Source organism: Bifidobacteriaceae bacterium (assembly GCA_031281585.1).
Taxonomy (GTDB): Bacteria; Actinomycetota; Actinomycetes; order Actinomycetales; family WQXJ01; genus JAIRTF01.
Genome location: JAITFE010000125.1, coordinates 24,045 through 45,850 on the forward strand (window position 1 = coordinate 24,045; position 21,806 = coordinate 45,850).

The window sequence follows — 21,806 nt, forward strand, 5'->3', positions numbered from 1 at the left end:
TCACCATTCCAACGGCAGTTCCGCCGGGGTCGTGGTCGAAGGCGGCACGCCCAACCGGTCCACGGCGGACGCGCCGATCTTCTCGAAAACCGGCCCGGCGACCTCGGCGCCGTAGTAGCCGCCGGACGTCGGATCGACCACGAAGACGCCGATCGCGACGCGGGGGTTCTCGGCCGGCAACACGCCCGCGAAGGAGCTGACGTGGATCTCCTTGCCGTCCTCGTACATCTGCGACGTGCCGGTCTTGCCCGCCGTCCGGTAGCCGGCCACCTCGGCGCTCTTGCCGGTGCCGCCCTCGACCGCGGCCTCCATCATGGCGATCACCTGGGCGGCCGTCTCCGGCGAGGTGACCCGGTCCTGGGCGGCGGCCGGCGCGGCCTGGAAGCCCGCCGCCCCGCAACTCCAGCCTTTGACCAGATGCGGGCGGACGTGCAGGCCGCCGTTGCCCAGCGTCGCGAACACCTCCGTGGCCTGCAGGGCGTTGACCGACAGGCCCTGGCCGAATAGCACGTTGCTCCTGGTCCGGCCGTCCCAGTAGGGTTGTCCGTCCGTGTCCGGCAGGACGCCCGGCTTGTGGACCACGCCCAACGCCTCCTGCAACTCGATCCCCGTCGACTCGCCGAAGCCGAACTTCTTCAGGTATTCGTAACGGGTGGCGTCCGGCACCTCCTGGGCAGCGAGCACCGTGCCCACGTTCGAAGACTTGGCCAGGATCCCAGCCAGAGTCAGCTGATAGGTCGCGTGGCCGGAGGAGTCCTTGAACCACTGCCCGCCCAAGGTGACGTTGTCCGGCACGGTGTAGCGGCTGGCCGGCGTGGCGAAACCCTCCTCCAGCAGCATGGCCATTGTCACCACCTTGCCGGTCGAACCCGGCTCGAAGATGCTCTCCAGCGCGTGCGAATTGGTTTCGCCCGTCGGGTGGGCCGGATCGGGTGTGCCCGAATCCGCCAGGAACAGGACCTCGCCGGTGGGGATGTCAATCCCGATCGCCATGCCGTAGCGGGCCTTGGCCTGGTCCACCCGCTCCTGAATCAGCTCCTGCGCTTCGAATTGAAGCGTCGAGTCGATGGTGAGGGTGACGTCGCAGCCCGGCTGTGCCGGGTCGGAGACCACCTTGCCGCCCGGGATGGGCTGCTGGTTGCCGCCGACCTCGGTCTTGGTCACGCCCGCTTTGCCGGTCAACTTGTCGGTCAGCTTGTCTTCCAACCCCGTGTACCGCTTGTCGCCCTTGGACTCTTCGGTCTCATATTGGTAGCCGACCAGGTTTCCCGCCAGGTTCCCCGCCGGATAGGACCGGATGTAGTGCTTCGATTCGTAGATGCCCGGATCGACGCCCTTCTTGCGGTAGGCGTCCACGACTTGGCTGACCTGGTCCCACTGGTCTTGGGGCGCGTGTTTGACCAACGCCACCCACGTGAGGTCGGGTTGGCTGAGGGTTTGCTCCAACTCCGCCTGGTCCAAGCCCACCAGCGGCGCCAACTCCTCGGCCAGCTTGGCCGGTCCCGGGCCAATCAGCTTGCCCTCCGCGTCCCGCGCGTTCACGACCTTCGGGTTGGCTTGGATCTCATAGCGCGCCACGTCGTCCGCCAGCACCGTGCCGTCGGCGGTGATGAGTTGGCCCCGCTCCGCCGGCTGGACCGTCGTGGCCATCCGGTTGGCCTGGCCTTCGGCCGCCATGGCCGGGCCGTCCACCACTTGAAGCTCCACCAGGCGGACGGCGAACACCGCCAGCACCAACATCACCACAACCCGCACCAAACCTTGGCGGCTGGCCGGGTTGCCGATCCCGGTCAGCCAGCGCCACAACCGTTCGAGCCAGCGCGGCGGGCTCGGGCGGGCGGACGGGCCGTTCGGAGCCCCGGCCGTTCCGGCCCCGCCGGGTTTGGCGGCCTGGCCGGCCTTGGCGACCTCTGGGCGGTGCGGCCGGTGCGACCCGGAAGCGGACTCGCGGCGACCGGCAGGAGCCCCCGCGCTGGCGCGAGCCAAAGCGCGCGGGGGACGCGCGACCCCGGCGGGCTGACCCTGGGCAGGCGCCGGGCGCGCGGGGCCCCCGCGCGCGGGAATCCGGCCGCCCGCTCCCCCGCGTCCCGCCGGTGGCTGATGCGGCTTGTTTCCCATCATTCGGCCCCCGCCTCCTCGCCCGGCCCGGCCGGGTCGCCGCCCGCGCCTGAGCCCTCTTCGCCGGACTCGCCGGCGTCTTGTCCCTCACTCTGGTTCTCACCTTGGTCGCTGCCCGCCGGCGGCGCCGAACCGATGATCACCCCGTCCCGCAGCACCAGGTAACCGGTGGCGGGCACCTCGATCATTCCCAACTCGGTCGCCTTGGCGGCCAACGCCCGCGGTTCCGCCCTGGCCACCAGCGCCTCGTTGATGGCCTCCCGCTCGATCTCAAGCTGGTTCAGTTTGACCTGGTACTCGCGGATCTCGAAGGAGCCCTGGGCCAGCGCCGTGTTCAGCCACAGGACCGTACCGAGCGCGCCGGCCAGCAGAGTCAGGCACAGGCCCACGTAAAGCTGGAATCCCCGCCGCCGCTTCGGCGCGACGACCAGTCGCAGCGGCGCGGCCGGGGCGGTCCGCGCCGCCGCCGGGCGTCCAACCCCGCGACGGATCGGAGTGGCGGCTGGAGCAGCGCTCATGGTGTCTTCCTGATTCTCTCGGCCGCCCGCAGCCGCAAGGACTGGGAGCGGGGGTTGGCGGCGGTCTCCTGCGGCGAAGCGTGTTCGGCGCCCCGCGTCAACAGCTTCAAGTACGGCTTTGTCTGTTCCGGCTCGACTGGCAGCCCGGGCGGCGCGCTCGACTTGGCGCCCTCCGCCAGAACCCGTTTGACCAGCGCGTCCTCAAGGGATTGGTAGCTCATGACCACCACCCGGCCGCCAACGGCCAGGCGTTCGATCGCGGCGGGCAGGCCGGCTTTGATTTGCTCCAACTCGCCGTTGACCGCCACCCTCAGGGCCTGAAAGGTGCGCTTGGCGGGATGGCCGCCGGTGCGCCGCGCCGGCGCCGGGATGGCGGCCCGGATCAAGTCGACCAGTTGGCCCGACCGCTCGATCGGCGTTTCGGCCCGGGCCTGGACCACGGCGCGGGCGATGCGGCCCGCGAAGCGCTCCTCGCCGAATTCGGCCAACACCCTGGCGAGGTCGGCCTTCGAATAGGTCGCCAGGATGTCGGCGGCGGTCGGACCCGTGGACTGGTCCATCCGCATGTCCAGGAACGTGTCCCGGGAGTAGGCGAAACCCCTCTCGTCGAGGTCTAGCTGAACGGAGGAGACGCCGAGGTCGAACAAGACGGCATCGGCGGCGGGCACGTCCAAGCGGTCCAGGACCTGGGAGAGTTCGGCGAACGGGGCCGCCACCACCTGGGCGGCGGCGCCCAACAGCGCCTGGGACCGCGCCACCGCGACCGGGTCGCGGTCAAGGCCCACAATGCGGGCGGCCGGGAAGCGGGCGGCGACCAGGGCGGCGTGGCCGCCCAGCCCAACGGTGGCGTCCACGTAAACGGCGCCCGGGCGCGCCAAAGCCGGACCGGCCAGTTGGAGAAAACGCTCCGGGGACACTGGCGTGTGCCCCCCGAGTGCCTGCTCCATTGGTGGTCCTTTCTTGGGCGATGATGTCGATTGGGGTCAAAAAGGTTTGGTCGGGGGCCCTCCTCCACCCGACCAGGTCCCCAACCCGCCGGTTGCGTCTGGCGCCGGGGAAGTGGCGTCAGAATCAATTGGCGGGGCGGAGACCAAGCCGTGCGGCGGGACGGGCCCGTCGGGGGCGTTACCTCACCCCCTCTTTGAGCTGCGAGTACTGCGCCTGGATCTGCTCCAGGTAGGTCCGCCAGCGGTCGGCGTCCCAGATTTCCGTGTGCGTTTCCATCCCGATCACGGCCAGTTCCCTGGCCAGGCCCGCGTACTGGCGCAGGCCCACCGGAATGGAGATGCGGCCCTGCTTGTCCATGTCCTGCGGCACCACGGAGGAGTAGAAGACCCGGTCGAAGTCGAGCGGGGCCATCCCCTGGGGCGCCTCGGAGCGGTTGCGCTCCCGATACGCGTCGAATTGGGGCTTGGAGAAGAGGAAGACGCAGTCGCCTTGGCCCTTGGAGAGGTAGGTGCCGGCGGCCATGGCGGGGCGGGCGCGGGCGGGCAGGATGATGCGGTTCTTGTCATCCATTTTGATGAACGACTCGCCCCACGCCTCGCTCACAACGCCCTCCTTTCCGGCCAATCCAACCCAGCTCACTACAAGTGGCTCCACTTTACTCCACGCGAGCCCACCACAGCGCCGTTTAGGCCCGAAATTGACCAAAATCTGGACATCATGCCTGGTGAATTCGGTGGAGGGAAGTGGATGGGTCGGCGCGCCGCCACAGGTTCCGATGCCGTGGGGTCACCCACGCGGATCGCGCCGCCGTCGCCGCTGCCCGCGTTCGCAGCCGGCGTAGCGGCTGGCTGGGAGCCTTTCGGCCGTGGCGAAACCCCAAGCGGACTACGGGCACACAGCCGCTGGGCTGCTGGTGGAGGAAAATGGAGCGCCCCGAGTGGAGGCGGGTGGAGAGACCGGCCGTCAGGCCGTGAAAGCGGGCGGCGGGGTCAAACCCGCGCTGGCGGACGGGACGTCAGAGCCCGTCGCGTTCCTCGAACCGCTTCTCGAACCGCTCCGACAAGCCGGGCTTGCGGGGCGGCTTGGCCTTCGGGGCCTTCGGCCCGGCGGCGGGGTCCGCCGACGGCCCCTTCGGCTTGGTGAAGGCGAAATAGGCGCCACCGAACATGACCAGGAACCCGAGCAAGGACACCCAGAGCTGCGACACCGCGACTCCCAGCACCAGCGCGGCCAGGCCGATCAGGCCGACGAAGACGCCCAAGGCCACGCGGCTGCGGCGAGGCGCGGCAACCGCCGCCATGCGCGACTCCAGCTTGGGATCCTCTGAGGCAAGCTGAGCTTCCAGTTGGTCCAAAACACGCTGTTCGTACTCAGATAGTGGCATTGCGGTCACCCCCCTCACTTAGGACAGTTAAAGCATACTTTCAAGCGCCGGGCCCGTGGGCCTTGTTCGCTATCAAATTAGCGTACCGATCGTCACCGAGCCGTCGCCGAACCGGCGGCGGACCTGATCGGCGATCCGGTCGATCCCCGGCCCCTCGCCGTCGGCCTGGTCGAGGGCCGGCTGAATGGGCTGCCCGGCCCGGCCGACCAAGTTCTCCAAACGCACTCCGACCAGGCGCACATGGCCGCCGACCGGCACCAAGGCGGCCACCAGGGACTGGGCCACCGCGTTGACGGTTTTGGTCTGGTCCGTCGGCGAGGCCAGCGTGCGGGACCGCGAGAACGTCTTGAAGTCGGCCGTCCGCAGCTTGATCGACACAGTCTGGCACAACAGGTCCGCCCGCCTGAGGCGGTGCGCCGCCTTGTCCGCCATGCGCAGAACTTCGCGGCGCAGGCCGTCCCCCCAGGGCAGATCGTGTTCGAACGTCTCCTCGGCGCCGATCGACTTCTCCTCGCGATGCGGCTCGACCGGGGCGTGGTCCATCCCCCGTGCCAAGGCCAGCAAGTGGGCGGCGGCCGCCTGGCCGATCGCGCGGACAATCTGCTCGTCCGGGGACTTGGCCAGGTCGCCGATCGTCGCCAGACCCAGCGAACCGAGGGTCGCCGCGGTCTTGGGCCCCAGCCCCCACAGCGCGGACATCGGCAGGGGATGCAGGAACGCGAGCGTCTGGTTTGCGGGCACGTCCACCAAGCCGTCCGGCTTGGCGCGCTCCGAGGCGATCTTGGCGACCGACTTGGACCGCCCTATCCCGACCGAGCAAGTGATGCCGAAGCGCTCCCGCACGGACCGGCGGACCGCCTCGCCAATCCCGCGCGCCGGCCCGAGCCGCGCCAACGAGCCCGTCAGGTCGAGGAACGCCTCGTCGATCGAGACCTGTTCGACCAGCGGCGTGACCTCCGCCAACAGGCCCATGACCCCGGCCGAGACGCGCACGTAGGCTTCCCGGTGCGGCTCAATCCAGACCGCTTGGGGGCACAGCCGCCGCGCCTGGCCGACCGGCATGGCGGAGTGCACGCCGAAGCGGCGCGCCTCATAGGTGGCGGCCACGACCACCCCGCGCCCGCCGAGCCGCCCCACGACCACCGGCCGGCCGCGCAATTCCGGCCGGTCGATCAGTTCGACCGAGGCGAAGAACGCGTCCATGTCCACGTGCATGATGGAGCGCTCCATACGGCCATTATGGAGGATGTGATTTCCACCCAGCCGTTCGCCATCGACACGGGCGAGGCCCGCTTCGAAGTCGACGGGGATTCGGTGACGCTTTACGTCAACGGCTGGCCCTCCTCGCAGTGGTTCGCCTCCCGGAGCGACCTGTTGGAGTTCGAGTACATGAACTGGATGCTAGCCGCCACGGAAGTCGTCTGGCCCAAGGACGCCCGCCTGCGCTGCCTGCACCTTGGGGCGGGCGCTTGCGCGCTGCCACGGGCGGTGGCGACCCGCTGGCCCGCGTCGCGCCACCTCGCGGTCGAGGTCGACGCGAAGCTCGCCGCCGCCGTCCGCGCCCAGGTGCCGTTGCCGCGCTCGCCCGTCTTGCGCATTCGGGTGGACGATGCCGCCCGCACGCTTCGGGCCCGGCCGCCCGGCTCGCAGGAGTTGATCGTCAGGGACGTGTTCGACCAAGGCGGGCGGACGCCCGAGGACTTGGCCGATCTGACGGCAGCGGCGGCGGCCGCCCAGGCGCTCGCGCCCGGCGGCCTCTACTTGGCGAATTGCGGGGACCAGCCGGGGCTGCCCCGCGCCCGGCGCGAAGCGCGCACTTTGGCGGGGCCGTTCGACTACGTCGCGGTGATCGCCGAGCCCGGACAGTGGCGCGGGCGCCGCCGGGGCAACGCCGTTCTGGTGGCCTCCAATTCGCCGCTCGGCGCAGCGCAAGAACGCGAACTGGCGCGTTTGCTGGCGGGCGGAGGTTTCCCCGCCCGCCTGATGGGCGCTAGCGACGTCCGGCGCTGGGCGGCCTGACGGCCAACCCGAACTGACACCGGGGCCAACCCCGCTGGGGACCGGGTGAAAGAGAAATCGTCCGGCCGAACCCGGGTCCCGGGTTCGGCCGGACCAGTTGGTCAGACGGGCTTGACGTTGGCAGCCTGGGGACCCTTCGGCGAGTCGACTATGTCGAACTCGACCTGCTGATCCTTTTCCAGGGTCCGAAAGCCGTCGGACTGAATCGCTGAATAATGCACAAACAGGTCGCGGCCGCCGCCATCGGGGGCAATGAAACCGTAACCTTTTTCAGGAGTGAAGAACTTCACTACTCCTGTAGCCATGAACTATGTTCCTTCCGGGGACCGAGGCCCAGCCGGATGCTGAGCCACCAAAATACCGCTTATCCATGAGGCCCCAGCTCGGTCTCCGGAAAGACGCTTGCCCGGTCTCGCGAAACCGCCGCAGCCACGATTGTGGCATGCCGAGACTCAATCGGTAAAGGGACCGGCCTGATTGTCACCGTTTTGAGAAGCCAGGAACTGCTCGAATTCGGCTGCGAGCTGGTCCCCGTTCGGCAGCGGCCCAGCGGGCAGTTCGACCGTTCCCGCAGTTGGGCGCCGGTCGTATTCGTCCTCCATCTTCTTGATGGCATCGGCCAGTTCGGGCTGCTCGGCGATTTGCTGGTCGATCTGCTCCCGCTGCACGTTGGCCCCCTCCTGCAGCCGCGACAGGTCGAAATTGAGCCCAGTCGCCGCGCCGACCTCTTTCATCAGTTTGGCCGTCGCGATTGGGGAGGGCATCTGCGTCAGATAGTGCGGCACGTGCACCACGAAGGTGTGGGCGTCACGCCCGACCTCCCGCAGTTTGTATTCGGTCAACGCCATGGCGGAGCCCGGCAGTTGCAGTGTCGCGTCAGACCGCCCCGCGATCCGTTCGACCAATTCGCTGGCGTTGCCGGGGCCGGTCACCTTCCACTCCCTGGTGTGCGGCGCCCCGGAGGGCATGCCGTGCATGCCGACGGCCAGGCGCACGTCGAAGGTCTCAACGACCTCGATCACCGCGTCCGTGAAAGCCTCCCAACGCGAGTCCGGCTCGGTGCCGTACATCAGCAGAAAGGGCGACCCGTCGGCATCGTGCACCAAGTCGATGCCGAGCTGCGGCTCGTGGTAGCCGGACCAGCCCTCGGCGGAGAACGCCATGGGCGGGCGCCGGGAGCGGTAGTCCACCAACTCGTCGGTGTTGAAGCTGACCAGACGTTGCGAGTCGGGCTGGCTGACCAGGTCGCCGATCGCCAGACCGGCGGCTATGCCCGAGTCGATGAAGCCGTCGAAGGCGTACAAAAGCACGGGCGAGGCATCATTCTGCGCCAGCGCGGCTGCCGCGTCGGGATGGATTTTGTAAAGCTTCTTCATGGTTTCCCCCTCCGGTTGGTTGCGCGATGCAGTAGTCAACACTGGGACCTTGGACCTTATTCCCGGCCCCCAAGGCGTGCGGGGCTCAGGAGGAGTAGACTTGATGGCTCCGTTTTTTCGCCTGAAGGAACCAGCTCTTGGCCGCTACCATCTCTCCCATCTCCGGAGAGCAACGCTATGTTGACCGCCTCTACGAACGCCTCGACGACCTGCGCGAACAGGCCCGCGAACGCCTGGCCAAAGTCAAGACCTCGCGGGCGGGCGGCTCGCCGCAGAACCGCTCCGAACGCGACGCCTTCGCCACCTTGCACGCGGATCGCCTGGCCCAACTGGAGTCGGTCGAGGACCGGCTGGTGTTCGGCGCCTTGACGATGGACGACTCGGAAGTCCGGCACATCGGGCGGATCGGCCTGCAGGACGAGCACCAGGCGCCCGTGCTGACGGACTGGCGGGCGCCGGCGGCGGAGGCGTTTTACCAGGCCACCCCCAACCATCGCCTGGGCGTGGCCCGGCGGCGCCACATCACCACGGCCGGACGGCGCGTTACCGCCGTAGAGGACGAGTTGCTGGACTTGGAGGCCGCGTCCGGCGTCAGCGACGCGCAGGCCGTGGAACTGGCGGGCGAGGGCGCGTTGATGGCGGCCCTGGCGGCCGGCCGGACCGGGCGGATGAACGACATAGTCGCGACCATCCAGGCGGAGCAAGACCGGATCATCCGGTCCGACCTGGCGGGCGCGCTGGTGGTCCAGGGCGGGCCCGGCACAGGCAAGACCGCGGTCGCCCTGCACCGCGCGGCGTACCTGCTGTACACCCACCGGGACCGGCTGGCCGGCTCCGGCGTCCTGATTGTCGGCCCCACCCGGATCTTCCTCCGCTACATCGACCGGGTCCTGCCCTCGCTTGGCGAGACGGGCGTGGTGGCCACCACCATGGCCGAACTGGTGCCCGGCTTCACCGCCCAGGCGGCCGACCGGCCGGAGGTCGCCGCGATCAAGGGCCGTCTGGAACTAGTGGACGTGGTGCGCCGGGCGGTCCGCGAGCGCCAGCGGCTGCCGCGCCGCGACATCGCGCTGCCCGTGCTGGGCCACGACTTGGTGCTGCGGGTGGCGGACGTGGCCGAGGCTCGGGAGCTGGCCCGTGCCTCCTCCAAGCCCTACAACCTGGCCCGCAAGGTCTTTGTCCGCGAGCTCCTCAAGCGTCTGGCCAGGCAATTCGCCGAACAGTCAGGTGCCGAGGGGCTCACCGACCTGGACGAGGTCGCCGCCGACCTGCGTTCCGCTCGCGACGTGCGGGTCGCCATCAACCTGTGCTGGATGCCGATGACGCCCAAGCGGCTCTTGGAGGACCTCTACGCCAAGCCGCACCTGCTGGAGTACTGCGCCCCGCAGTTGAGCGCCGCCGACCGGGCGGCTTTGGCCCGGCCCGCCGGTTCGCCGTGGACGGTGTCCGACGTGCCGCTGATCGACGAGGCCGCCGAGCTCTTGGGGGAGGACGATGCCGCCGCCCAGGCCGAGTTGCGCCACGCCGCCCTCCAGCAGCGCCGCGACGTGGAATACGCGGGCCTGGTGCTGGCCGGGCAGGGCGGTTCCGGCCTGGTCTCCCCAGAGCAGTTGGCGCGGCGGTTCGCCGCCTCCGGCCCGGCCCTGACCCTGGCGGAGCGGGCCGGCGCGGACCGCGCCTGGGCGTACGGCCACATTGTGATCGACGAGGCCCAGGAGCTAACGCCAATGGACTGGCGGGCGCTGCTGCGGCGCTGCCCCACCCGCTCGCTGACCATTGTGGGCGACTCGGGCCAGACCCGCTCCCCCGGCGCGACCGGCTCCTGGAACGCCTCCCTCGACCGGGTGCTCGGCCGGGGAGCCTGGCGGCTGGAGGAGTTGACCGTCAACTACCGGACCCCGGCGGCCGTGGTGGCCGCCGCCCAAGACTTGGCCCGTTCCGCCGGGCTGCCGGTGGGCCACGACATGGCCGCCCGCGACACGCCCAATTCGCTGATGGAGTGCGACGTGGCCGATCCGGTCGGGGAGACGTTGGGGCTGGCCCGGGCGCGGCTGCCGCGCGGCGAGACGGGCCGGGTCGCGGTGATCGCGGCCGGGGCGGAGTTGGCGGCGCTGCGCGCCGCCGTCGCCGAGGGGGAATTGGCGGACAAGGTGGCGCGCGAGGGCGAGAACCCCCTGGACTTCCCGCTGGCGATCCTCGACGCCGCGCAGGTCAAAGGACTCGAGTTTGACGAGGTCATAATCCTTTCCCCGGAGGCGGTGGCCGCCGGCGCGGGCACCGCCACCGAGTTCGACCGGCGCACCGGCGCCGCCGACCTTTACGTCGCCATGACCCGGCCGACCCGCCGCCTTTGGCTGCTGCGCCCGGCCGCCGCGGACTGAGCGGAGCCGCCCAACAAGAGGGGGGCGGGTGTCTGAAGCTGCGGCCACAATGGCCGCCGCTGGGGCCGCCCAACGGGTAGAGGGGGCGTCTTGGCGGGGCCGCCCGCGGGCGGCCCGGCGGCGGCGCCTGCCGGACCTCGCCGGACGGACGGCATCGGCGGAATCTCGTGGAACGTCGGGGACCTGGGCGGACGGCATCGGCGGCCTTGGGGAAAGCCGACGGGCGCTAACATTTGACGGTGCCGAAAGCCCTCCTCCTTGAAAACATCCACCCCGTCGCGGCCAGCCTGCTGGGGCGCGCCGGCGTCGAAGTGACGACCCGCCGCGAGGCGCTGGACGAGGACGACTTGATCGCCGCCCTGGACGGGGTCGAACTGCTCGGCATCCGCTCCAAGACGCAGGTCACGCGGGCGGTCGTGGCGGCGCGGCCGGAACTGCTGGCGATCGGGGCGTTTTGCATAGGGACCAACCAGATCGCGTTGCAGGCGGCCTCGCGGGCCGGGATCGCGGTGTTTAACGCCCCCTACTCCAACACCCGCTCGGTGGTGGAGCTGGCTGTGGCGGAAATCATCGCGCTGACCAGGCGTTTGACCGAGCGCGACCGGTCGCTCCACGACGGGGTCTGGCGCAAATCGGCGGCCGGCTCGCACGAGGTGCGCGGGCGGACTCTGGGGATTGTGGGCTACGGCAACATCGGGTCGCAGCTTTCGGTGCTGGCGGAGTCGCTCGGCATGACGGTGGTTTTCTACGACGTCGCCGAAAAACTGGCGCTCGGCAACGCCCGCCGGGTCGACTCGCTGGACGAGTTGCTTCAGATCGCGGACGTGATCTCGCTGCACGTGGACGGACGCTCCTCCAACCAAGGCATGATCGGGCCGGACGAATTCGCCGCCATGCGCGAGGGGGCCGTTTTCATCAACCTGTCGCGGGGGCACGTGGTCGAGCTGGGGGCTTTGCGGCAAGCGGTCGAATCCGGCCACCTGGCCGGCGCGGCCGTCGACGTGTTCCCGGCCGAGCCGAACGCGTCCGGCGACCCGTTCGTTTCCGAACTCCGGGGGCTGCCCAACGTGATCCTGACCCCGCACGTGGGCGGCTCCACCGAGGAGGCGCAGGAGAACATCGGCCGGTTCGTGGCGGGCAAACTGCGGGACTACTGGAAGACCGGCTCGTCCTCGCTCTCCGTCAACCTGCCCTCCCTGACCCTGGAGGGCGGGGCGCGGGGCGACCACCGCGTGGCGCATCTGCACCGCAACATTCCGGGCGTGCTGGCCTCCATCAACTCGGCGCTGGCGGGACGCGGCGTCAACATTGTGGGCCAGGTCCTGGGGACGCGCGACGAACTGGGCTACGCGATCACCGACGTCGGCTCGCCCAAGGACGCCGAATCGCTGGAGTACCTCGCCTCCCTCGACGAGACGATCCGCCTGCGCGTTCTCTACTGAGCGCTTTTCAGGTCCGGGCGGTTGGCCCGCGTGGCGGCGCTCGGGGCCGTGGTCCCGCCCGCGGGCGGTCCCAATGTGGGGCCAGGCCCGCGAATTCAAGGTCCGCGACATTGAGAGCCTGAGACCGGCAACCGCGAGCGATCCCACCCCCGGCGTTGTGGCGATTGGCCTTGGCAAACGCCGACTGTTCGTGGCCCAGTCCACAGCGATCGGCTACCGCGAGTTGGTGGCCTGGATCCGCCATTGGCGGCCAGAGCCGGTCTGGCCGAAGGGCGTTCTGGAGCGCGCCCGCGACATCACCGGCGACCCGGACCTGTGACCTTGCCCGGCGGCTACAGGTCGCTGTCTTGGAAGCACGTGGTCGGTTCGGCGAGAAGGTTGAAGCGCTCGGTCCGGGTGACGGGCCCGATGCCCGCCAGCGAGAGGTCCAGGAATTGTTCGGCGGAGGCGTTGCCGCAGCGCGGCGGCGCCCGCCAGAGGAGGACCAACCATCCAGATTGGCCGGCGCCGATCTTTGCGGGCGGTTCGGTCGCGGCGGAAAGCGGCGCGCCGGCCGCCTCCAGTCGCTCGATCATCCCAGCCGCGTCGGCGGCGTCCACCTCGCTGAACCCGCCGTCCCAAAGCGCCATGGCGAGCCGCCCCTCTTGGTCCCCGTCCAGCACCCACACCCCCAGCAATTCGACCTCGCCGGGGTTCGCCACCTTGCGCAGCGTCACGGTGGGCGCGCCGGACGCCCGCAGCTGCTCGCCGGTCAGCACGAAGCGGCCGCCGGCCAGCGAATGGCTGTATCCCTGCCGGTCGCCGCTCAGGAGCGACGGCCGCGCGAAGTGGGGCGAGAACCAGGCCGCCGCCGCCAGGGCCGCCAGCACGATCCCGACCGCCACGGCGCGCCAGCGCGAGGGCCTGGGCAACAGCGCCGCATACGCGGCGTCCAGCGATTCGGTCGCCTGAGCCAGGCCGGCCGAGCCGCCCCCGGGGCGCCTTGCCTTGAACATAGTCACATTGTACTATGACAATATGACAAAACGGAAGCCTCCGCAGCCGGTGCTCGGGTAGCCGGCCCATGGGAATCGTCGCCGGCGTGGCCTTGGCGCCGTTCGCCATCGGCCTGGCGTTGCTCCTCTGGCTGGTCCGGCGGGCCTGGCGCTACCCAACCCCCGAGGACATAACCTGGGCGGCCACCCCCGAAGCCCCTTTGGCGGGCGGCTCCGCCGGCGGCGATCCGTTCGGGTTGCCTCCCGCCGGCCAAGGCCCCGCTTTGGCCGGGCTCTACCGGGCCTACCTGGCTCGCCAGAGCCGCTACCAGCTGGTTGGCGGCGCCGCTGGCGTGATCCTCGCGGTGATTGTGCAGGTTCGGGTCTACCAGGGCATTTGGGTTGGCGCCAGCGGCCCGTCGCTGCCGCTCGACCCCGTTTTCGCCTGCCTTTCCGGGACCGTGGCCGGGGCCCTCCTCGCCCAGGCCTACCGTTTGCGGCCCGGTCCGGCGGGCGCCCCGGTCAGCGCCAGGCTTGAGCCGAGGCCCAAGCGACCGGGCCGGTCTCCGCGCGTTTGGAGTTGGGCGCTGGTCGCCGCGTGCCTGGCCGGCGGCCTGGCCGCCGGCGCCGCGTGGCGAAACTGGGCACCGCTCGCCTGCGCGGCCACGGGCGCCGTCGTGGTCGCCTTGTCGGAACTCACGCAGGACGCCATCTGGTCGCGCCGGCGGCCTCTCCTGGAGCCCGGGGCGATGCGCGCCGACGCCCGCCTCCGCGCGCTCAGCGCCGTGTCGCTCGCCTGGACTCAGCTAGCCATTGGGCTGTTGACCACGGCTTGGGTCTTCGGCGTTCTTCTGGACGGCGCCTTCGGCGCCCTCGTCTGGGCGCCGCTCGCCGCGGCCTTTTGGGCGGTGCACCGCGGCTCGCTCCACGCGCCCCGTGCTTGGCGGCGGGCAAGGGCCGCCGCGCTCGCATGATCCTCAGCGTTGACCCCGACTCCGACTTGCCCGTGGGAGCGCAGCTCAGGGACCAGATCGGCCTGCTCATCCGGTCCGGTTCGCTGGCCGACGGCGCCCGGTTGCCCGCCATCCGCCACTTGGCCGCCGACTTGGGCCTGGCGCGCGGCACCGTCGCGAAGGTCTATGAGCAGTTGGCCCGCGACGGCCTGATCAGGTCGTCCGGCCGCCAGGGCACGGTGGTGGCGCCGAATCGGGGCGGGAGCCTGCCCCGGGGGGAGGCGGCCACCCGCTTGCACGATGCCGCCTGGCGGCTCGCCGTTCTAGCCCGCCAGTTGGGCCTCGGCGAGTCGGCGGCGGCGGCCGCCCTGGTCGCCGCGCAGCGGGAGCTCGACAGGCTCGACGCGCCGGGCACGGACAGCGGGCGAGCGCCGGACGGCCAGGCCGACCACTCGTCCGGCCTGGTCGCGGCCGAACACCAGCCAAAGCCTCCTGGCGCGCGTTGAACGCCGCGCCCGCAGGGCGCGCCTGCGAAGGTCGGCCTGTCGCGGGGGCGCGTTGGGCGCGGGCCGTTGTGGTGTACTGGACGGCGTGAAGATCAAGGTGGCGGTGGGCCAGTTGGCTCCCACCGAGGACGCGGCGGCCAATTGGGAGGCCGCGATGCGGCTGGCCGAACAGGCCGCCCAGGGCGGAGCGCGGCTGCTGGTGCTGCCCGAGCAGACAATGCTGGCGCAGCGCGGGGAGGACGCCGCCCATTTCGCCGCCCTGGTCGCGCCAGCGTGGGATTGGTGGCCCCAGGCGGTGCGCGATGCCGCCCGACGGCTCGACCTCGCGATTGTCGCCGGCGGTTTCGCCCCGTTCGGCGCGCCGATGGCGCCCTGCTGGCACGGCGGTTGCCCTGATTCGGCTGGCCGCGCCGCCGACCCGGCGGCCAAGGCACCCGACGCGGCGGGGCGGTCCTGGGACGGACGACCCGGATTCCCGGCCATGGCAAACGCGGGGACGGCTGAAGACTCCGAGGCGCATGGCCGAGCCGACTCGCCTGGCGGGGCCGGGGCGACGCCGGACGGGCCAGAGGGGACCAGGCCCTGGAACGTTCTGTTGGCCTGGGACCCGGCGGACGGCATCATCGCGGTGCAGGCGAAGACCCGGCTCTACGACGCCTTCGGCGGACGGGAATCGGCCATGGTCAGGCCCGGCGAGGCGGGTATGGTCAGGCCGGTGCGACTGGCTGGCCTGACGCTGGGCCTGGTCAACTGCTATGAGCTGCGCTTCCCGGAGCACGCCCGGCAACTCGCCCGGGCGGGCGCGGAGATCTTGACGCTCAGCGCCGCCTGGGCGCGCGGCCCGCTGAAAGAGGATCAATGGGCCACGCTGGCCCGCGCCCGCGCCATTGAGAATTGCGCCTACCTGCTGGCCGCCGGCACCCGCGCCAAAGACACGATCGGCCGGTCGATGATCATCGACCCGGCCGGGATCATCCGCGCCGGCCTGGCGGACGAACCCGAAGGCTTGGCGATCGCGGAGATCGACACGGACCTGGTGGCCGCCACCCGCGCGCGGGTCGGCTCCGTGCCGGCCGCCAACCCGCGCGCTCAGGCCCGGTAGTCCCCTTGTTCAGCGACCGTCTCGCCGACCGACAGTTCGCAGTGGACCTCGACTCGGTGCGGCCCTTCGGATCCCACGCACGTTTCGCGAGGGCACGCTGCACCGCGAACCGCGCGGTCACGGGGACCCACGGCGCGAAGAGTCAAGGGACCCTGGTCCCAGGTCACGGGGATTTTCGGGGTAGATTGTGCAGACTGGATCGCCCCGATCCGGCTGGCTTCGTCGGACTAATGCCTGCTGCGCGCCCCTCGACGCCTCCGCTACAAGCCCGAAAGGATACGGCATCGGCGTTGACGGCAGGTATGGGACGGAAACTCGCCCCAAGTTGAAGTACGGCGAGGAGACGTACATGTCAGACGGGAACAAGTGGGTCGTGAGCCCGCTGTGGGGCGGTGGCCAGCCCGTCTATGTCTGAAACTAAGCCCCTCAAGCCCTTCGCAATAGTCAGCCTAACCAAGACCTGCGGGCTGGGCGGCGTTATCACCCGCCGCCCAGCCCGTGGTGGCCAGGTCCCGGGCCGAGCAGCTAATGCGGTATTCGTTGTGCTCTTGGCGGTAGCGGGGGTTGGTGGCTGCAAAGCCGATGATTCTCACCGGGCGGCCAGCCCCTCGACGCAGCACTCGTCGGCACCAGCCAGCCTGGCGGCGCGGGGTGACGCGCCGGAGGCCAGGCTTTGGGTCGACCGCGCGGAATTGCCCTTCGACTACTACAGTGACCTAATCGCGGCGACCTATCTGCGAATGTCCGACGTCGCCTCCGGCGACGGCGGCCAATGGGAGATCGAACAGGAAAAGTGGATCGCCAGCTGCATGAAGGACAAGGGCTTCGAGTATTACCCAAAGGCGGTCGAACCGCCCGCCGAGGGCGCGTCGAACGATCAGGCAGGCGACCGGAAGCTATGGGTGCCGTGGATGCCGGATGACCTGGCAGAAGTCGAACGCTACGGGTACGGCTACTCGCAGGGCATCGGCCCGAGCGACACCGCGGCGGCTCCCGAAACGGACGACCAGCCGGACCGCAACGCCGATTACGTCTCCTCGCTCAGCCACTCGGCCCAAGAGGAATACCAGATCGCCTTGATGGGGCGGGAATTGGCCGACTGGTTCGCGCAGGGCGCGGACCCTGGGGCGCCGCTGCCCGCGCAAGGCGGCTGCATGCTAGGCGCGTCCGAAGCGCACCCCTACCCTTGGGCGCAGGTGGCGGAGGAGTCCCCAATCACCTTGTACGAGGACCTCATCGACCGCATGCGGGACGAGGGCGGCGACCCATACGCGCAGATAACACCCGGCGACCGGCCTGCCGCTGGCACATTCTTGAGACGCCAGGAAGTCGACGCCCTGGACACCGAGTGGAGGGAATGCTTCGAGCGGGACTTCCCCGAGCCGGAGGGGTCCCGGATCGCGGGCGCCCCCACATCCGACGCCGATGGACCGACAGGCGCCTGGAGCATGGCTTTCAACACCAACCAGGACGGCGAGTGGTGGACCGGTCTGCCAGACAAGATCCCGCTCGAATACGCGTCTTTGACTGGCACCCCGAGGGAGATCGCCATCGCGGTGGCGGATTTCAAATGCCGCCAGGAAACTGACTACATCCAGCGGTTCTTGACCCTCCAACGCGAAGCCCAAGAGGAGTTCGTCGCCAAGCACAAGTCTGAGCTCGACCAAATGGTCGCCGCGCTGGAAGACTACCTGGGCGGATAGCCAAAGCGGCGCTGGCCCGAAGGCGGATAGCGCCGATAGCCCGCCGGCACCGTCTCGCCGTTCGGCAACTCGCAATAGACCTCAACACGGTGGTTCACTTCGGAGTCCTCACCCGAGACACCAGGGCGCGCTCCGCCACCAACCGGCCGTGATCCGAGTTCAGCGCGTCAACTGCCCTGATCACCGCCTCTGACTGGCCCAGAACCCGCAGCACGCGGAACACGTTCTCGATCGACACGCCGCCCTGCCCATGCTCAATGGCGCGCAGGGTGTCGCGGCTGATTCCAGCCCGTTCCGCCACCATCCGTGCGGTCAATCGCTGGATCTTCCGCCAGTTTGCCAGGTTCACGCCGAACCGAGCCAGGTCTCGAACTGCCAGGGTCGACGGCCGCTTGACCACGCCACCCCCTTCATTTATGACAAAGATTCCCGTCATTACAACCCATAACGGCGGGAATCTTGGCCTTTAGCGATAGTCAGCTGCAGCCGCTGGTGGCGCCGCAGCCCTCGCAGACGTGGCAGGAGCCGGAGGGCCGCATCTTGGTGCCGCAAGTCATGCAGATGGGGGCGTCCGCCGCCCGGCCCTGAAGGGCCTCGAACAGTTCGGCTGTCGAATGCACGCGCTTGTCCGGGGCCGCGCTGGTGGCGTGTCCCCGTTCAATCGCGACGCCCTGGCTGACCGTGTCCGGGTCCACGTCCTCGAAATCGTCGTAGGAACCGGTCTCCAGTTGGCGCTCGCGTTCCGCCGCCGTGTAGATGCCGAGCGCCGAACGGGCCTCGAAGGACAGGTGGTCCAAGGCCAGGCGGCGGAAAATGTAGTCCATCACCGACTGGGCCATCCGCACGTCCGGGTCGTCTGTCAGGCCGGCCGGCTCGAAACGCTGGTTGGTGAACTTCTGGACAAAGGTCTCCAGGGGCACCCCGTACTGCAGGCCGATCGAAACCGCGATCGAGAAGGCGTCCATCACCCCGGCCAGGGTGGAGCCCTGCTTGCCGAGTTTCAGGAAGACCTCGCCCAGTTCGCGGTGCTCGTTGTCGAAGCAGCCCGCAGTGATGTACCCCTGGGCGCCCCCCACGGAGAAGGACGTGGTGATCGAATACCGCCGCTTCGGCAGCCGCCGCCGGGACGGCTGATGCGACGGCGCGGCGTTGGCCTTGGGCTCCTTGTTCGCTTTGGCGTCTGAGAGCGGCTGCGACACCTTGCAGTTGTCGCGGTAGATCGCCAGCGCCTTGAGGCCCAGCTTCCAACCTTGGAAATAGACGTCCTCGATTTCCTCGACGGTGGCCGATTCGGGCAGGTTGACCGTCTTGGAGATGGCCCCGGACAGGAACGGCTGGGCCGCCGCCATCATGCGCACGTGGCCCATGGGGCCGATCGACCGCTGGCCCACGGCGCAGTCGAAGACCGGGTAGTGCTCGGTCTTGAGGCCTGGGGCGTCCACCACATGGCCGTGCTCGGTGATGTGCTCGACGATCGCCTCGATGGTCTCCGGCTCGTAGCCCAGCTTGGCGAGCGCCAGCGGCACGGTCCGGTTGACAATCTGCATGGACCCGCCGCCGACCAGTTTCTTGTACTTGACCAGCGAGAAGTCCGGCTCAATGCCGGTTGTGTCGCAGTCCATCATGAAGCCGATTGTGCCGGTGGGCGCCAGCACCGAGGCCTGGGCGTTGCGCCACCCGTTCTCCTGCCCCAGGCGCAGCACGTCCTCCCACGCCTTCGACGCAGCCCGATGCACGTCCCCGTCAAGAGCGGAGGAGGGGGTCAGCGCGTCGTTGGCGGCGTGGTGTTTGCGCATCACCCGCTGGTGGGCGGCGGCGTTTTGGGCGTAGCCGTCATAGGGGCCGACGACCGCCGCCAGTTCGGCCGAGCGCCGGTAGGCCGCGGCGGTCATCAGCGAGGTGATGGCGGCCGCGAGCGAACGCCCGGCGTCCGAGTCATAGGCCAGGCCGGAGGCCATGAGCAGCGCGCCCAAGTTGGCGTACCCAATCCCAAGTTGCCTAAAGCGCCTGGTGGTCGCCCCAATCGACTCGGTCGGGAAATCGGCGAAGGTGATCGAGATGTCCATTGCGGTGATGATCAATTCGACCGCCCGCTCAAACCGGGCCACTTCGAAGGCGCCGTCGGATCCCACGAAGGCGAGTAGGTTCAGCGAGGCCAAGTTGCAAGACGAGTTGTCCAGGTGCATGTACTCGGAGCAGGGGTTCGAGGCCGTGATGCGCCCGGTTTCCGGCGAGGTGTGCCAAGCGTTGATCGTGTCGTCGTACTGGATCCCCGGATCGGCGCACTCCCAGGCCGCCTGGGCCACCTTCCGGAACAGTTGGCGGGCGTCAACCTCTTCGATGACCTCGCCGTTCAGGCGGCCGCGCAGACCGAAGCTGGCGCCGTTCTCCACCGCCCGCATGAATTCGTCGGACACCCGGACGGAGTTGTTGGCATTCTGGTACTGGACCGAAGAGATGTCCCGCCCGTCCAGGTCCATGTCGAAGCCGGCGTCTCGCAACGCCCGGATCTTCTTCTCCTCGTGCGCCTTGGTCGCCACGAACTCCTCGATGTCGGGGTGGTCAATGTCCAAGACGACCATTTTGGCGGCGCGCCTGGTGGCGCCGCCGGACTTGATGGTCCCGGCGGAGGCGTCCGCGCCGCGCATGAACGACACGGGTCCCGATGCCGTGCCGCCAGACGAGCGCAGCAGTTCCTTTGAGGACCGGATTCGCGACAGGTTGACCCCCGAGCCGGAGCCGCCTTTGAAGATCATGCCCTCTTCCCGGTACCAGTTCAGAATCGACTCCATGGAGTCGTCAACCGACAAGATGAAGCAAGCCGAGACCTGCTGCGGGGAGGGGGTGCCCACATTGAACCAAACCGGCGAGTTGAACGAGAAGTGCTGGTGCAACAGCAGCCAGGTCAACTCGTCGCCGAAGACCTCGGCGTCCTTGGGGCTGGCGAAATAGCCGGCGTCCAAACCCGCCTGCCGGTACTTGCCGACCACCCGGTCGATGACTTGGCGCAGGGAGTATTCCCGCTCGGGGGTGTCCAGGGCGCCGCGAAAATACTTGGTGGCGACGATCGTGGAGGCGTTGACCGACCAGAAGCTCGGGAACTCCGCGCCATACTGGGCGAAGACCATCTCCCCCGTCTTCCAGTTGGTCTGGACCACGTCCCGCGCCTCCCAGTCGACCTCCGCGTAGGGATGAACGGACGGCTTGGAAAACACTCTCGGTATGGTTAATCCGCGGTCAAGCTGGCGGGCGGCAGGGGTCGAAGTTGTCTGGGTCATGATTCCTGTTCCTGTTCCAAATCGTTGTCTTCGCCTGGTCCTCGAAGGACGGCGATCTCCTTGAGGAAGTCGTCAATTGACTCAAAAGAGCGGTAGACCGAGGCGAACCGGAGGTACGCGACCTCGTCCAGCCGCCTGAGCGGGCCGAGCACTGCCAGCCCCACCTGGTGCGAATCGACCTCGGCCGCGCCGGTTGACCGGATCTGGTCTTCAACCTGATGGGCCAGCATGGTCAACTGGTCTTCGCTGACCGGGCGGCCCTGGCAGGCCCGCCGCACTCCGCGCACCACCTTGTCCCGGCTGAACGGCTCCGTTGTGCCGCACCGCTTGATGACCGCAAGCGCCACCGTCTCCACGGTGGTGAAGCGCCGCGAACACGATTGGCACTGGCGGCGCCGACGGGTCGAGGTGCCATCCTCGGCCGTCCGCGAGTCGATCACGCGCGAGTCCTCATGGCGGCAGAACGGGCAATGCACGGGGAACACTCTAACAAGATATTGGGCCGATTCAAGCGGCGACCCACTACATCTTGGGCCGACTTCGGAATCGAACCGACCGCCCCAGGCCGGTTCGCTCACTCCCTTGGAACCTCCAGCACGTCGCCGACCTGGAGCGTGGAGCCCCTCAGCCCGTTGATACGTTGCAAACGGGTCACCACGCCTTGCACGTCTTGGCCGCCGTCCGCCAGCGCGCTGGCGATCGACCAGAGCGTGTCGCCGGACTGCACCACCACTTGCCGGGTCGGCACATAGCGCTCGTCCGCCGTGGCCGCGCCGGCCCGAAACGCTCCGGCCGCCAGCGCGAGGGCCAACCCGGCGACCACGATCCAACCGCGCCGCGTCAATTCCGAGGCTTGGCCGCCAGGCCGGGGCCGGGCGCCTGTCCGGCTCCGGGGAGCCATCCCGCCGGTCCACGCGCCGCCCGCGACATCTTGGCGAACCGCCCGCCGCGGGGCCCGCGTGCCGGCCCACTTGCCAACCGGCCCCCGCGTCCCGGAGGCCATCATCACCGCTGTCATAACTCGCCTTCCCTTCACGTAGTACATCTGTTCCATTTTGGCCAGACTTCGACTATGCTGGTAGCCAACACCCAACCTCTGACACT

The 21,806-nt window shown here is 69.3% G+C and carries 21 protein-coding genes; 8 read left to right on the plus strand and 13 right to left on the minus strand.

What is annotated here, in order from left to right; all coding sequences use genetic code 11:
- The 6 genes from LBC97_13410 to LBC97_13435 form a co-directional block, all read right to left on the minus strand.
- Window positions 1–2,121 (minus strand): hypothetical protein, encoded by a 2,121-nt coding sequence (locus LBC97_13410; protein MDR2567023.1) that lies wholly within the window; start codon window positions 2,119–2,121, stop codon window positions 1–3.
- Entirely contained in the window at window positions 2,118–2,636 is a 519-nt protein-coding gene (locus LBC97_13415) for a hypothetical protein (protein ID MDR2567024.1), read from the minus strand. The genes LBC97_13410 and LBC97_13415 overlap by 4 nt, the downstream gene beginning before the upstream one ends.
- A complete protein-coding gene (rsmH, locus tag LBC97_13420) occupies window positions 2,633–3,583 on the minus strand; it encodes a 16S rRNA (cytosine(1402)-N(4))-methyltransferase RsmH (protein ID MDR2567025.1) in 951 nt (316 codons plus the stop codon). The genes LBC97_13415 and rsmH overlap by 4 nt, the downstream gene beginning before the upstream one ends.
- A gap of 178 nt (window positions 3,584–3,761) precedes the next feature.
- Entirely contained in the window at window positions 3,762–4,187 is a 426-nt protein-coding gene (locus LBC97_13425; GenBank protein ID MDR2567026.1) for a cell division/cell wall cluster transcriptional repressor MraZ, read from the minus strand.
- A gap of 412 nt (window positions 4,188–4,599) precedes the next feature.
- Window positions 4,600–4,968 carry a DUF3040 domain-containing protein gene (locus LBC97_13430; GenBank protein MDR2567027.1) on the minus strand — a complete coding sequence of 123 codons (369 nt, stop codon included), beginning with the start codon at window positions 4,966–4,968 and terminating at the stop codon, window positions 4,600–4,602.
- Between the two features lie 72 nt (window positions 4,969–5,040).
- A complete protein-coding gene (locus tag LBC97_13435; GenBank protein ID MDR2567028.1) occupies window positions 5,041–6,198 on the minus strand; it encodes a DNA polymerase IV in 1,158 nt (385 codons plus the stop codon).
- Between the two features lie 9 nt (window positions 6,199–6,207).
- Between LBC97_13435 and LBC97_13440 the strand changes: the two genes are divergently transcribed.
- The gene (locus tag LBC97_13440; protein MDR2567029.1) at window positions 6,208–6,987 is read left to right on the plus strand and encodes a fused MFS/spermidine synthase; all 780 of its coding nucleotides are present in this window, start codon (window positions 6,208–6,210) and stop codon (window positions 6,985–6,987) included.
- Between the two features lie 101 nt (window positions 6,988–7,088).
- On the opposite strand, the gene LBC97_13445 is transcribed toward LBC97_13440, so the two are convergent.
- Both LBC97_13445 and LBC97_13450 read right to left on the minus strand, forming a co-directional pair.
- Complete coding sequence (locus tag LBC97_13445; protein MDR2567030.1) at window positions 7,089–7,292, minus strand: cold-shock protein; 204 nt, start codon at window positions 7,290–7,292, stop codon at window positions 7,089–7,091.
- A 147-nt stretch (window positions 7,293–7,439) separates the two neighbouring features.
- Window positions 7,440–8,402, minus strand: coding sequence for a PAC2 family protein (locus LBC97_13450; protein MDR2567031.1), 963 nt, complete (start codon window positions 8,400–8,402; stop codon window positions 7,440–7,442).
- Between the two features lie 98 nt (window positions 8,403–8,500).
- Between LBC97_13450 and LBC97_13455 the strand changes: the two genes are divergently transcribed.
- From LBC97_13455 to LBC97_13465, 3 genes are all read left to right on the plus strand, one after another.
- Window positions 8,501–10,744 carry an AAA family ATPase gene (locus tag LBC97_13455; GenBank protein ID MDR2567032.1) on the plus strand — a complete coding sequence of 748 codons (2,244 nt, stop codon included), beginning with the start codon at window positions 8,501–8,503 and terminating at the stop codon, window positions 10,742–10,744.
- A 239-nt stretch (window positions 10,745–10,983) separates the two neighbouring features.
- Window positions 10,984–12,186 carry a phosphoglycerate dehydrogenase gene (serA, locus tag LBC97_13460; protein ID MDR2567033.1) on the plus strand — a complete coding sequence of 401 codons (1,203 nt, stop codon included), beginning with the start codon at window positions 10,984–10,986 and terminating at the stop codon, window positions 12,184–12,186.
- 73 nt (window positions 12,187–12,259) lie between these two features.
- Window positions 12,260–12,505 carry a hypothetical protein gene (locus LBC97_13465; protein ID MDR2567034.1) on the plus strand — a complete coding sequence of 82 codons (246 nt, stop codon included), beginning with the start codon at window positions 12,260–12,262 and terminating at the stop codon, window positions 12,503–12,505.
- Between the two features lie 13 nt (window positions 12,506–12,518).
- On the opposite strand, the gene LBC97_13470 is transcribed toward LBC97_13465, so the two are convergent.
- Window positions 12,519–13,181 carry a hypothetical protein gene (locus LBC97_13470; GenBank protein MDR2567035.1) on the minus strand — a complete coding sequence of 221 codons (663 nt, stop codon included), beginning with the start codon at window positions 13,179–13,181 and terminating at the stop codon, window positions 12,519–12,521.
- Between the two features lie 68 nt (window positions 13,182–13,249).
- On the opposite strand from LBC97_13470, the gene LBC97_13475 reads away from it, so the two are divergent.
- The 4 genes from LBC97_13475 to LBC97_13490 all read left to right on the plus strand — a co-directional run bounded on the left by LBC97_13475 (window position 13,250) and on the right by LBC97_13490 (window position 17,424).
- Window positions 13,250–14,134: a hypothetical protein gene (locus LBC97_13475; protein MDR2567036.1), complete on the plus strand. Its 885-nt coding sequence runs from the start codon at window positions 13,250–13,252 to the stop codon at window positions 14,132–14,134.
- Window positions 14,131–14,619 (plus strand): GntR family transcriptional regulator, encoded by a 489-nt coding sequence (locus LBC97_13480; protein ID MDR2567037.1) that lies wholly within the window; start codon window positions 14,131–14,133, stop codon window positions 14,617–14,619. The genes LBC97_13475 and LBC97_13480 overlap by 4 nt, the downstream gene beginning before the upstream one ends.
- 85 nt (window positions 14,620–14,704) lie before the next feature.
- Window positions 14,705–15,721, plus strand: a complete 1,017-nt coding sequence (locus LBC97_13485; protein MDR2567038.1) for a hypothetical protein — start codon at window positions 14,705–14,707, stop codon at window positions 15,719–15,721.
- Between the two features lie 407 nt (window positions 15,722–16,128).
- On the plus strand, window positions 16,129–17,424 hold the full coding sequence (locus LBC97_13490; protein ID MDR2567039.1) for a hypothetical protein: 1,296 nt from the start codon (window positions 16,129–16,131) through the stop codon (window positions 17,422–17,424).
- 94 nt (window positions 17,425–17,518) lie between these two features.
- On the opposite strand, the gene LBC97_13495 is transcribed toward LBC97_13490, so the two are convergent.
- From LBC97_13495 to LBC97_13510, 4 genes are all read right to left on the minus strand, one after another.
- Window positions 17,519–17,824 (minus strand): helix-turn-helix transcriptional regulator, encoded by a 306-nt coding sequence (locus LBC97_13495; GenBank protein MDR2567040.1) that lies wholly within the window; start codon window positions 17,822–17,824, stop codon window positions 17,519–17,521.
- A 76-nt stretch (window positions 17,825–17,900) separates the two neighbouring features.
- A complete protein-coding gene (locus LBC97_13500) occupies window positions 17,901–20,702 on the minus strand; it encodes a vitamin B12-dependent ribonucleotide reductase (GenBank protein MDR2567041.1) in 2,802 nt (933 codons plus the stop codon).
- Window positions 20,699–21,178 (minus strand): transcriptional regulator NrdR, encoded by a 480-nt coding sequence (gene nrdR / locus LBC97_13505; GenBank protein ID MDR2567042.1) that lies wholly within the window; start codon window positions 21,176–21,178, stop codon window positions 20,699–20,701. The genes LBC97_13500 and nrdR overlap by 4 nt, the downstream gene beginning before the upstream one ends.
- A 98-nt stretch (window positions 21,179–21,276) precedes the next feature.
- Complete coding sequence (locus LBC97_13510; GenBank protein MDR2567043.1) at window positions 21,277–21,747, minus strand: LysM peptidoglycan-binding domain-containing protein; 471 nt, start codon at window positions 21,745–21,747, stop codon at window positions 21,277–21,279.
- Window positions 21,748–21,806: the final 59 nt, after the last annotated feature.